General features: G+C 34.8%; 13 protein-coding genes and 5 tRNA genes. All 18 read right to left on the bottom strand.

Translation table 11 applies throughout. The features are described from left to right. Positions 1-58 precede the first annotated feature (58 nt). The gene (gene rplL, locus Q0912_RS03065; protein ID WP_299111871.1) at positions 59-436 is read right to left on the bottom strand and encodes a 50S ribosomal protein L7/L12; all 378 of its coding nucleotides are present in this window, start codon (positions 434-436) and stop codon (positions 59-61) included. A 57-nt stretch (positions 437-493) separates the two neighbouring features. Further along, on the bottom strand, positions 494-1,015 hold the full coding sequence (rplJ, locus tag Q0912_RS03060; RefSeq protein ID WP_299111869.1) for a 50S ribosomal protein L10: 522 nt from the start codon (positions 1,013-1,015) through the stop codon (positions 494-496). Positions 1,016-1,034: 19 nt separating this feature from the next. Next, positions 1,035-1,724 (bottom strand): 50S ribosomal protein L1, encoded by a 690-nt coding sequence (gene rplA, locus Q0912_RS03055; protein WP_299111867.1) that lies wholly within the window; start codon positions 1,722-1,724, stop codon positions 1,035-1,037. Between the two features lie 10 nt (positions 1,725-1,734). Then, positions 1,735-2,175: a 50S ribosomal protein L11 gene (gene rplK / locus Q0912_RS03050; protein ID WP_299111865.1), complete on the bottom strand. Its 441-nt coding sequence runs from the start codon at positions 2,173-2,175 to the stop codon at positions 1,735-1,737. Between the two features lie 70 nt (positions 2,176-2,245). Beyond that, entirely contained in the window at positions 2,246-2,791 is a 546-nt protein-coding gene (gene nusG / locus Q0912_RS03045) for a transcription termination/antitermination protein NusG (protein ID WP_218547527.1), read from the bottom strand. A 19-nt stretch (positions 2,792-2,810) separates the two neighbouring features. Further along, on the bottom strand, positions 2,811-3,008 hold the full coding sequence (gene secE / locus Q0912_RS03040) for a preprotein translocase subunit SecE (RefSeq protein WP_299111860.1): 198 nt from the start codon (positions 3,006-3,008) through the stop codon (positions 2,811-2,813). A gap of 43 nt (positions 3,009-3,051) precedes the next feature. After that, a tRNA-Trp gene (locus tag Q0912_RS03035) sits at positions 3,052-3,124 on the bottom strand. A 62-nt stretch (positions 3,125-3,186) separates the two neighbouring features. Then, positions 3,187-4,374, bottom strand: a complete 1,188-nt coding sequence (gene tuf / locus Q0912_RS03030) for an elongation factor Tu (RefSeq protein WP_299111857.1) — start codon at positions 4,372-4,374, stop codon at positions 3,187-3,189. 67 nt (positions 4,375-4,441) lie between these two features. Then, positions 4,442-4,513 (bottom strand) — tRNA-Thr (locus tag Q0912_RS03025). Positions 4,514-4,574: 61 nt separating this feature from the next. Further along, positions 4,575-4,647: transfer RNA gene (locus Q0912_RS03020), tRNA-Gly, on the bottom strand. Positions 4,648-4,759: 112 nt separating this feature from the next. After that, a tRNA-Tyr gene (locus Q0912_RS03015) sits at positions 4,760-4,842 on the bottom strand. A 42-nt stretch (positions 4,843-4,884) separates the two neighbouring features. Continuing rightward, positions 4,885-4,958, bottom strand: a tRNA-Thr gene (locus tag Q0912_RS03010). 114 nt (positions 4,959-5,072) lie between these two features. Further along, a complete protein-coding gene (gene raiA, locus Q0912_RS03005; protein ID WP_299111855.1) occupies positions 5,073-5,375 on the bottom strand; it encodes a ribosome-associated translation inhibitor RaiA in 303 nt (100 codons plus the stop codon). A gap of 63 nt (positions 5,376-5,438) precedes the next feature. Further along, a complete protein-coding gene (locus tag Q0912_RS03000) occupies positions 5,439-6,329 on the bottom strand; it encodes a tyrosine-type recombinase/integrase (protein WP_299111905.1) in 891 nt (296 codons plus the stop codon). Between the two features lie 107 nt (positions 6,330-6,436). After that, on the bottom strand, positions 6,437-7,603 hold the full coding sequence (locus tag Q0912_RS02995) for an acyl-CoA dehydrogenase family protein (RefSeq protein ID WP_299111853.1): 1,167 nt from the start codon (positions 7,601-7,603) through the stop codon (positions 6,437-6,439). A 13-nt stretch (positions 7,604-7,616) separates the two neighbouring features. Continuing rightward, positions 7,617-8,492, bottom strand: coding sequence for a helix-hairpin-helix domain-containing protein (locus Q0912_RS02990; protein ID WP_299111851.1), 876 nt, complete (start codon positions 8,490-8,492; stop codon positions 7,617-7,619). A gap of 15 nt (positions 8,493-8,507) precedes the next feature. Next, the gene (locus Q0912_RS02985; RefSeq protein WP_299111849.1) at positions 8,508-10,103 is read right to left on the bottom strand and encodes an alanine/glycine:cation symporter family protein; all 1,596 of its coding nucleotides are present in this window, start codon (positions 10,101-10,103) and stop codon (positions 8,508-8,510) included. 87 nt (positions 10,104-10,190) lie between these two features. Further along, positions 10,191-11,222, bottom strand: a complete 1,032-nt coding sequence (locus tag Q0912_RS02980; protein WP_299111847.1) for a potassium channel protein — start codon at positions 11,220-11,222, stop codon at positions 10,191-10,193. Position 11,223: the final 1 nt, after the last annotated feature.

Raw genomic sequence — 11,223 nt, 5'->3', positions numbered from 1 at the left:
CTATTCCGCTTTTTTTTGCGAAACAGACCTAAACCATATGTTGTAGGTTAAGCTGAGCTTACTTAAGCTCAACTTCAGCTCCAGCTTCTTCTAAAGAAGATTTTAAGCCTTCAGCTTCATCTTTAGAAACACCTTCTTTAATTGTACTTGGTGCTTCATCTACTAAACCTTTAGCATCTTTTAAACCTAAACCTGTTAATTCCTTAACTAGTTTTACAACTGCTAATTTAGAACCACCAGCTGCTTTAAGGATTACGTCAAATTCTGTTTGCTCTTCTGCAGCGTCTCCACCAGCAGCAGCGCCACCAGCAGCAACAGCTACAGCTGCAGCAGCAGGCTCAATACCGTACTCCTCTTTTAATATAGTTGCTAATTCGTTAACGTCTTTTACTGAAAGGTTAACTAATTGTTCTGCGAAATCTTTTAAATCTGCCATTTTCTATTGTTTTAATGTGTGTGTTTTATTATAATTTTCTAATTGTGTACTATTTGATTACCCTTCTCTTTCGGATAATGTTTTAACAATACCTGCGATTGTTCCACCACCAGACTTAAGTGCCGAAATAACATTCTTAGCAGGAGATTGTAATATTGTAATAATCTCTCCAAGAAGTTCTTCTTTAGACTTAATTTCTACTAGTGTATCTAATAACTCATCGCCAACATAAATTGCTTCTTCAATAAAAGCTCCTTTTAATAAAGGTTTTTCAGATTTTTTACGAAACTCTTTAATCACTTTGGCTGGAGCATTACCAGTTTCAGAATACATTACTGATGTGTTTCCTTTTAAAATCGTTGGCAATTCACCGAAATCTTTATCCGATGCTTCCATTGCTTTCTCTAAAAGTGTATTCTTAACTACAGCTAACTTAATGTTAGACTTAAAGCATGCTCTTCTTAAGTTTGAAGTCGTTGCTGCATCTAATCCAGATATATCTGTTAAATAGATATTAGTATTATCTGCTAACTGAGCAGTCAACTCTTCAATTACTACGGATTTTTCTTCTCTTGTCATAATATTCTAAGTTTAACTACTATCCTATTTTTGTATCAATTGCAATACTTGGACTCATTGTACTTGACATGTAAATACTCTTTACATAAGTACCTTTAGCCGAAGTTGGCTTTAGTTTCATTAAAGTTGTTAATAATTCGTTCGCATTACCCACAAGTTTATCAGCACTAAATGATGCTTTACCTATTGGCGCATGAACAATTCCTGTTTTATCAACTTTAAAATCAATCTTACCAGCTTTTACTTCAGATACTGCCTTAGCTATATCCATAGTTACTGTACCAGTCTTAGGGTTTGGCATAAGACCTCTTGGTCCTAATACTCTACCTAATGGCCCTAACTTACCCATAACGCTTGGCATTGTAACGATAACGTCAACATCTGTCCAACCGTCTTTAATTTTTTGTAAGTACTCGTCTAATCCAACATAATCAGCTCCTGCTTCTTTTGCTTCTGCTTCTTTATCTGGAGTTACTAATGCAAGAACCTTCATATCTTTACCTGTACCATGTGGTAAAGAAACAACACCACGTACCATTTGATTGGCTTTACGTGGATCTACACCTAATCTTACTGCTAAATCTACTGAAGCGTCAAACTTTGTGTATGTGATTTCTTTAAGTAAAGCTGAAGCTTCTTCTATAGAGTAAAGTTTGTTTGTATCAACTTTAGCTCTTGCTTCTTTTTGCTTCTTTGTTAATCTTGCCATTTCTAAAAATTTAGTTTGGAGCTTCACCTCCTTTAACAGTGATACCCATCGATCTTGCAGTACCAGCTACCATTTTCATAGCTGATCCGATTTCGAATGCATTTAAATCTTGCATCTTGTCTTCTGCGATTGTTTTAACTTGATCCCAAGTTACTTTTGCTACTTTACGTCGGTTAGGTTCTCCTGATCCTTTCTTTACTTTGGCCGCTTCTAATAATTGTACTGCTGCTGGTGGAGTCTTGATTACAAATTCAAATGATTTGTCTTTGTAAACAGAGATTACCACAGGTAAAACCTTACCTGGTTTATCTTGAGTTCTAGCATTAAATTGCTTACAGAACTCCATGATATTAACTCCAGCGGCACCTAAAGCGGGTCCAACCGGTGGCGATGGATTCGCAGCACCTCCCCGAACTTGTAACTTAACTACTTTGTCTAGTTCTTTTGCCATTTTTTAAAATTTAGTGCGCTTATCTACGTTGGAAGCCCAGATAATAACGCTATCTTTATTGTAACAATTATTATAACTTTTCTACTTGCATATAACTTAGCTCTAATGGTGTTTTTCTTCCGAAAATTTTAACCATTACTTCAAGTTTACGCTTTTCTTCATTTATCTTTTCGATTGTACCATCAAATCCATTGAAAGGTCCATCGATAACTTTTACCGTTTCTCCTTTTGTAAATGGAATTGCCACATTTGCATCAGCTTCTATTGCTAATTCGTCTACCTTACCTAACATTCTGTTTACTTCAGACTGTCTTAATGGCACAGGGTCACCTCCTTTTGTCTCACCTAAGAAACCTATTACGTTGGTAATGGATTTAATGATGTGAGGAATCTCACCACTTAAATTAGCTTGAATCATAATGTAACCTGGAAAATAAACTTTCTCTTTGTTTATTTTCTTACCATTACGTATTTGAATTACTTTTTCAGTAGGTACTAAAACCTGATCCACAAAATCGTCTAAACCTAATCTTGAGATTTCATTCTCAATATAAGTTTTGATCTTATTTTCCTGGCCACTTACGGCTCTAACAACATACCATTTTTTATCAGACATCTTCTTCTTTTGTAAATTGTTAGTTACTAATGATATCAAAATAAGCCTTTACCGCTTTACTAAAAACCGTATCCACTCCCCAAATAGCAAGCGAAAAAATTATTGAAAACACAGCTACAAGAACTGTTAGTCTTTGAGCTTCTGGCCAAGGTGTCCAAGACACATGGTTCTTTAACTCTTCAAACGATTCTTTTATATATGTTATTAATCCTGCCATTTGATTTATTTTTTTAGGTTAAAATCAACCTGTTTTATTTATGCACGGGTTGAGAGACTCGAACTCCCGACACCTGGTTTTGGAGACCAGTGCTCTACCAACTGAGCTAAACCCGTAAACAACAATCAAGGCATCCCGATTTTTCGGGACACCTTAATTAATTATTTAACTATTTTGTTTAGTCTAAAATTTCAGTTACCTGACCTGCACCAACTGTTCTACCACCTTCACGGATAGCGAAACGTAAACCTACGTTCATTGCAATTGGTTGGATTAACTCAACAGTAATTGTTAAGTTATCACCAGGCATTACCATTTCAACTCCATCAGGAAGCGCAATGTTTCCTGTCACATCAGTTGTACGCACGTAGAACTGTGGACGATAGTTATTATGGAATGGTGTATGACGACCACCTTCTTCTTTCTTAAGGATATAAACCTCAGCTTTGAATTTAGCATGTGGTGTTACAGAACCTGGCTTAGTAATTACCATACCTCTAGAGATTTGAGTTTTCTCAATACCTCTTAATAAGATACCAGCGTTATCACCAGCTTCACCTCTATCTAATATTTGGCGGAACATCTCAATACCAGTAATAGTAGATGTTAATTTCTCAGCACCCATACCAATGATCTCAACTGGATCGCCTGTGTTAGCTACACCAGTTTCAATACGACCTGTCGCTACTGTACCACGACCAGTAATTGAGAATACATCTTCGATAGGCATTAAGAAAGGCTTATCCATATCACGTACTGGCTCTTCAATCCACTCGTCAACACTCTTCATTAATTCCATTACTGTATCAACCCACTTTTGCTCACCGTTAAGTGCACCTAAAGCAGAACCAGCTATTACAGGACCATTATCACCATCATATTCATAGAATGATAATAAATCTCTGATTTCCATCTCAACTAATTCTAATAACTCCTCATCGTCTACCATATCCACTTTGTTCATGAATACAACGATACGTGGAATACCTACCTGACGACCAAGTAAGATATGTTCACGTGTTTGTGGCATAGGACCATCTGTTGCAGCAACAACTAAGATAGCACCATCCATTTGAGCAGCACCAGTAACCATGTTTTTTACGTAATCCGCGTGACCAGGACAGTCAACGTGAGCATAATGACGATTTGCTGTTGCATATTCTACATGTGAAGTATTAATTGTAATACCTCTTTCTTTTTCTTCTGGTGCATTATCGATTTGATCGAAATCTTTTGCTTCAGATAAACCTGCATCAGCTAATACTTTAGTAATAGCAGCAGTTAAAGTTGTTTTACCGTGATCTACGTGTCCAATAGTACCTATATTAAGGTGTGGCTTTGAACGATCGAAAGTTGCCTTTGCCATGTTTAATTTATTTAATCTTAATTTATATTAGTGTTCAATTTTTATTCTAAATCTTCTTAGAAAAAAGAGCCAATGACGAGATTTGAACTCGTGACCTCTTCCTTACCAAGGAAACGCTCTACCCCTGAGCTACACCGGCGTAAAGTGTTTTGTTTCTCATTGTAATAATGAGATTCCTGCCTTCGCAGGAATTAAAATAGAGCGGGAGACCAGGTTCGAACTGGCGACATTCAGCTTGGAAGGCTGACGCTCTACCAACTGAGCTACTCCCGCTTTTATAATTAAGTGTTCTTAATTAATGGTTATCAATATTTCAAATTTTTGGGTTAACTCGCTTTGCTCATTGACCCATTATTTTAGATTCCTGTGAAAGCAGGAATTGCTGTGGGGAGAGCAGGATTCGAACCTGCGAAGTTAAAAAACAACAGAGTTACAGTCTGTCCTCGTTGGCCGCTTGAGTATCTCCCCAATTTTTATTCAAAATTTCAAACAAAAAACTTAAATTTTTAGAGCCGATGGAGGGACTCGAACCCACGACCTGCTGATTACAAATCAGCTGCTCTAGCCAGCTGAGCTACATCGGCTTTTTCTTACTTTTTTTGGACTAAAATTAGACCACAAAAAAGTCCGCTATTTCTAACGGACTGCAAATGTAGTGTTTTATTTTTTTATTCAAAACATTTTTGAAAAAATTTTAATTAAGTTCTGGCTCTTAATTTTTCTTTTCGCTTTTTTAACTGTCTTTCTAACGATGCTACAGCTATATCAGTACCTTCTTCAAAAGTCTTGCATTGTTTTTTTACTATAAAACTATCACCTGGCACACTTACCTTTGCTTCAAAAACTTTGTTTTCTTTATCACTTGTATTTTCAACCTTCAAATAAACATCTGACTGAATGATTTTATCGTAAAACATATCTAACTTATCCATTCGCTTTTGAATAAAATCAATCAACTTTCTGTCTGCTGTGAAATTTACGGATTGGGTGTTTACTTTCATACATTTCGTTTTAAGTTTAACTTAATATTGAAATTGTTTTCAATATTTTTTTAAGCAGCATATTCAACGTTGGTTTCTTGGATGTGATTTAGCGTATACTTTTTTTAATTCTGCTATACTATTATGTGTATATATTTGTGTAGCTGCTAAACTGGTATGTCCAAGAAGTTCTTTTACTGCATTTAAATCTGCTCCTTCATTTAATAAGTGTGTAGCAAATGAGTGCCTTAATACATGTGGGCTACATTTTGCCTTTGAAGATGCTTTACTAAAATACTTATTTATTATTCTGTAAACAAGCATTTCGTAAATTTTAAATCCTTTTTTAGTTAAAAATAAAACTTCATTATCTTCTATTACAGGTAAATGATTTCTATAGTCTAAATATTGTTTAATAGATACAACTAATGAATCAATTAGAGGTATATAGCGTTCTTTATTGCGTTTACCTAAAACCTTTAGTTGTTTATTGCTAAAATCTATATCCGACATTTTTATATTTACTAACTCAATACGTCTTATACCTGTTGCATAAAAAAGCTCAACAATAAGATGGTCTCTAGAACTTTCAAAATCATTAACTTCTATTGAATTCTCTAAAACTTGTTTTAATTCGTCTTCAGAAAATGGTAACTGTACTTTTTTACCCACCTTTAATGCTTTGTGTTTCTTTAAAGGGTTATCTTCTATGGATTGTGTTTTTTGTAAAAATTTATAATAGGTACTTAACGAGGAAACTTTTCTATTAATTGTTCTGTTAGTAACTCCGCTATTAACCAATTCTACAATCCATTGTCTTATTTCTGAGTAACCTACTTTACTAATAGGTTCAGAATCGTGATACTCTTTTAAAAATTCTTGAAACATCTCCAGATCCATATGGTAAGCTAAAATTGTATGCTTGGAATAGTTTTTTTCGAGCAATAGATAATCTAAAAATGCTTTTATGTCCATAACTTCTTCTTGACTCATTAAATATAAGTATTAATAAGAGTTATTGATAAAGTAAGTCCAAAAAAAAATCCTGCACATTGGCAGGAGTCATTTTTATAGTTTATAACTTAAGTGGCTGGCTTGTAGTCCTTATCATCAATAACCATCTTTGCTATTATTTCTTTAAGTATTTCTGAAGTTCCTCCACCAATTGGTCCTAAACGGCTATCTCTTGCCATTCTGGCTAATGGATATTCTTCCATGTAACCATAGCCACCTAAAAACTGAAGGCATTGATATATGACGTCGTCCGCCATCTTTGTCGATTGTAGTTTAGACATGGTTGCCTCTTTTACAACATAGTCACCAGCATCTAAGCGTTTAGTAACGTAATAATTAAACTGTTTGCAGATTTCCATTTGTGTAGTGCAATCGGCAAAAGTGTGCCTTAAAGCTTGAAATTTATCAATTGTCTTTCCGAATGCAGTTCTTTCGGACATGTATTGTTTTGCGTATTCTAAAGCGTATTCTGCTCTTGCATGTGCATTGACACCCATTACTAATCGTTCTAATGAAAAATGCTGCATGATATATGAAAACCCTTGATTTTCTTCTCCCATTAAGTTAGAAGCAGGAATCTCTACATTATCAAAAGCGATTTCACCAGTATCTGAAGCTCTCCAACCTAGCTTATCTAATTTTGTAGCTGAAATACCTGGTGTATCTCTGTCCATAACAAAAATGCTAATACCTTTGTTTCCAAGTTCAGGGTTTGTTTTTGCTGCAACTATCAAATAATCACTATAAACACCGTTTGTAATAAATGTTTTTGACCCATTGATTACATACGTATCCCCTTTTTTTACGGCTGTGGTTCTCATGCCAGCAACGTCGCTTCCGCCAAAAGGCTCTGTTATGCACAAGCAACCAATAGCATCTCCTAATGCACTAGGTGTTAAATATTTTTCTTTTTGCTCATGGTTAGCTTCTTTATTAAGATGTGTCATTGCCAAATAGGCATGAGCCCAAATCGCTGCAGCAAAACCACCAGAGTTAATGCGTTGCATTTCTTCTAATAAGATAACTGTATAAAACAAATCGAGGTCTAGTCCTCCATAGGCTTCTGGTGTTGCTAAACCGAAGTAACCCATATCACCGAATTTTTTCCAGATGAAACGCTCTATAAGACCAGTTTCTTCCCATTTATCTATATAAGGAACAACCTCTTTTTGTAGAAAATCTCTAAGGCTTTCTCTAAATAAATGATGCTCTTCAGTGAAATATAAATCAGACATAAAATTCAGTTTTTTACAGATGCAAATATAGCTTAATTATCTCGATCTTATTGATTGGAAAGTCTTCAACTTTTGTTAATTCGTCTAACGACTTAAAACCTTCTCTTAATGTACGTTCTTCGATAATACTGTTGGCAACTTCGTAATCTATATATTTAATTAGTACCAATTCGTCTCTATTAGCAGTATTAAGATTATGTTTTTTAATTGGCCTTGGAGTCTTTACCGTAAAGTCATTTTTAATACGCTCAATAACTTCTGCTGATAAGCCATAAACTTCCGAAAGTTCTACATCTGCAATAAAACCTCCTTTATGTTTGCTTCTGTATTTAATGATTCGGTCTGAAAGTTTTTCTCCCACTCCATATACTTTTTGTAGTTGAATCGCTGAAGCTTTATTTAGATCTATTTTTTGCTCATATGTTTTTGGTGTATTAGAATTTGAATATAGCTCACTATAAGATTTTGTTTTGGGTTTTGGATTTGTCACCCAATCTGGAAATTTGAAGTAAGGTGAAATTTCAGCCAACAAAGAATCTGAAACCTTCGTCACTTGTTGAAACTGCTTAGCAGAGTTTACCCATTGATTACCTTCTCTATACTTATGTAGTCGGTCGATTTCCTCATTAGACATCCCTAATGTATAGCCTTTATAATCTGTGATGTAGTTTGGGTTAAAAGGGTAGATTTTTGGCTTACTATTTTCAATTTCAACCAAACGTAAGGAATCTAATTCCTTTCTAAAGGACTTTAGCTCTTTGCTTTCAACAGGAGTCTCGCCTTCTGAAAAATCAACAAATGCATAAACACATTGTACCGTTATAATAATGACAAACAATAAAAAAATCCCACTCCGTTGTTGATTAGAAAACTGGAAATGGGATTTCATAATATTGTTATAAATTTAGGCTTTTCTAGCCTTAATAGCATTCATATATTTTTTTAATTCGTCCCTCACTTTAGGTGCAAGGATAACAAGGCCTACCATATTAGGTACCATCATAGCAAAAATCATTGCGTCTGAGAAACCAATTACCGAACCTAAACTAGCAGCAGCCCCAATAATTACGAAAACACAAAAGATAACTTTATATGTGTATTCCATCTTTTTTGATCTTCCAAATAAATATGCCCATCCTTGAAAACCATAGTAAGACCATGATATCATAGTACTAAAAGCAAATAACACTACAGCAACAGTTAGAACATAAGGGAACCATGAAATTGCCGATTCAAAAGCTCCAGACGTTAATAATATAGCCTGAGCATCATTTAAGCCTGCATTAGCTGAAGTAACATTTCCTGTAATTATTAATACTAAAGCAGTCATTGTACAAACAACTACAGTATCAATGAAAGGCTCCAATAACGCAACCATTCCCTCACTTGCTGCATATTTTGTCTTTACGGCTGAATGCGCAATAGACGCTGACCCAACACCAGCTTCATTAGAAAATGCTGCTCTTCTAAAACCTTGTACTAAAACACCAATTGCTCCACCAGCTACACCCTCTGGGCTAAATGCCCCATTAAAAATTTGAACAAATGCATCACCAATCATATTATAGTTAGCAAAAATTACAAACAAAGATGCAGCTACATAAATGACTACCATAAAAGGTACAATCTTATCGGTAACTTTAGCTATTTTCTTTATTCCTCCAATAATTACAATACCAACTAAAACAGCCATTACTAATCCAAATGCCCATCCATATCCATGAAGAAAAGAATTCTCGCCACCTGTGATATTTTCGACTAATTGAAAAGCTTGATTGACTTGGAACATATTACCACCACCAAAAGAACCACCAATAACAAATATTGCAAATAATGCTGCTAAAATTTTACCTAAGCCTGTAAAACCTTTGGATTTAAGCCCTTTTGTTAAATAATACATTGGGCCACCATACACCGTACCATCTTCGGCAATGTCTCTATATTTAACACCAAGCGTACATTCTACAAACTTAGATGCCATTCCTAATAAACCCGCTACAATCATCCAAAATGTTGCACCTGCACCGCCAATAGAAACAGCAATAGCTACACCAGCAATATTTCCTAAACCAACTGTAGCAGATAATGCTGCCGTAAGAGCTTGAAAATGTGAAACTTCACCATCATGACCTTCTATAGCTATAGTTTCAATTGCATCACCACCTGGTGTAGAGTCACCAGCACCGACTAAAGATTCATGATGATCTAATTCATCATACTTTCCCCTAACAATATTTATTGATGTTAAGAAGCCTCTAATATTTATTAACTTAAAGTAAAAAGTAAAATATGTTGCCCCTATAATTAATGGAAACAACACCCAAAACACTTTTACACCTCCTCCAAAATCAATTTGATAAAATATAGCATTAACAAACCAACCTGTAGCATTACCAAAAGCTTGATCAATTTTCTGATCAATACCTACTTCTTGAGCTTCCTGAGCAAAGTTTAATAATGGTAACAAAAGTGCAAAAAATGATAGAAGATATTTCTTCATGAGTGTAGTTATTAGTTAGTTATTGATTTTACAGCTGACAATATGCTAAAAAAAAATGAGTTTTTAAAGCTATAGACGTTAAAATGGCTAGGTCTCTTGCTCTATATTATACATAGAGTTAAGTCGTTGTATCTGCTCTGGACGACCTAAAACAATGATTTTAGAGTCCGCAACGAGTTTGGTGTCTGCTTCTGGATTAACAATGTAGTCGCCGTTATCATCCTTAAATCCTATAACTGTACAGCCTGTTTTTTTTCTTAAATCTAAGTCTCTTATTGTTTTTACATTTTTGGTGTCATACAACTGTTCTACTTTAACCTCTTCTACATTTATATTACGCTCACCAACTATGCCTAAATTATCGATAAATTCTACCAGGTCTGGTATTACGACCAAGGAAGCCATATGATCACCGCCTATTTTATCTGGTAAAATTACATTATTAGCTCCTGCTAATTTTAACTTGTTATAAGATGTTTCTTGTGACGCTCTACTTATAATAGTCATTTTTTTATTAATCTGCCTTGCTGATAATACTACAAACAAATTATCTGCATCGCTTGGCAAAGCAGAAATTAAAGTACTGGCATTTTCTATACCAGCTTCATAAAGTGTTTCATCTTCATTGGCATTTCCAAAAACATAAGGAATCTCTTCTTCCTGAAGCCGTTCAATTATTTCTTTATCACGTTCAATTATTACAAAGGGCTTTCCGTAATCTTGTAATTTTTTAGCTGCCTGCTTTCCGTTACGTCCAAAACCACAGATAATAATGTGGCCAGACATGGCTTCTATTTCCTTTTGCATTTTACGTTGTTTTATGTCTTCAAAATTGTTTCTACTTAAAATATACTCTGTAATTATAGAAATGGCATAACCTACAATGACTACACTAGCCAGAATTAAAAATATAGTAAATATTTTAGCGGGCACACCCAATGGTTGCACTTCTCCAAAACCTACTGTGGTTATAGTAATTACCGTCATATAAACTGAATCAATCCAGCTTAAGCCAGAAATAACCCTATACCCAAAAACACCAATGCATAATAATATCGCCAGCAAAATAATTGCTGTATATATTTTGGATCTAAAAAGTTTTATTAGTGGATTGTTCATA

Origin of the sequence: uncultured Winogradskyella sp. (genome assembly GCF_947498345.1) — a bacterium.
Lineage (GTDB): Bacteria > Bacteroidota > Bacteroidia > Flavobacteriales > Flavobacteriaceae > Winogradskyella.
The sequence above is the reverse complement of the archived record's forward strand: the minus strand, read 5'-3'. Positions and strand labels throughout refer to the sequence as shown.